The sequence below is a fragment of the Schinkia azotoformans LMG 9581 genome, from assembly GCF_000307855.1.
Taxonomy (GTDB): Bacteria; Bacillota; Bacilli; order Bacillales; family Bacillaceae_J; genus Schinkia; species Schinkia azotoformans.
Window position 1 is genome coordinate 1 of the sequence record NZ_AJLR01000091.1, and the last position, 603, is coordinate 603.

At 42.3% G+C, this 603-nt stretch carries 1 protein-coding gene; it reads right to left on the reverse strand.

The genetic code is table 11. From position 1 onward, the window contains the following. Positions 1 to 188 precede the first annotated feature (188 nt). Positions 189 to 603 (reverse strand): hypothetical protein (locus BAZO_RS10845; RefSeq protein WP_004431404.1); only part of this gene is annotated, 415 nt, incomplete at its 5' end.

A 603-nucleotide genomic window follows, 5' to 3' on the forward strand; every position in this document is an offset into this window, starting at 1 on the left:
CAGACTTACCACACGTTCGGCGTTCGCCTTATCTCTCATCTTGTCAAAGGCTTCTTTGCTCCGCTGTCTGCTCGTCTCCTCTCGTTCTTTGCGTTCAATCTCTGCGCCTTTTCGGATGTCCTCAACCCAATTGCTTGTATGTTGTTTGCTGTTGTCTTTGATTGTTTCTGTCATGGTGTCCCCCCTTTTTATTGTGCGTTCATATCATCAAGAAATGTGTTGCCGAGATATTTAAAGCTATAAACGCTTCTGACTGTGTCAGCGCGTTTATACTCTACCGCGCGCGTTATTCTGGTACCGTTCGACGCGACTAAACAATCGGCGTCTTTATAAACATCATATTGTGCAATGCGTAACAACTCATCAGCTTTATGGTAGACCGCATTAGATTCATCAGCCAATGACTTGAGTTCTGCCATTAGCTTAGCGCCCTTAATATTCAACTCATCTTGTAACTTATCGGCAGCCTTTTCAATATCTGAGACCAATTGATTATAATCATCTTTGGTCACTAATGGAGTGCTTTCCAATTTGTCTAACTGTTTTTGATACAATTCAATAGCGTGTTGTGATGTCCATATATCCCCCTTGGCTTTATCATAG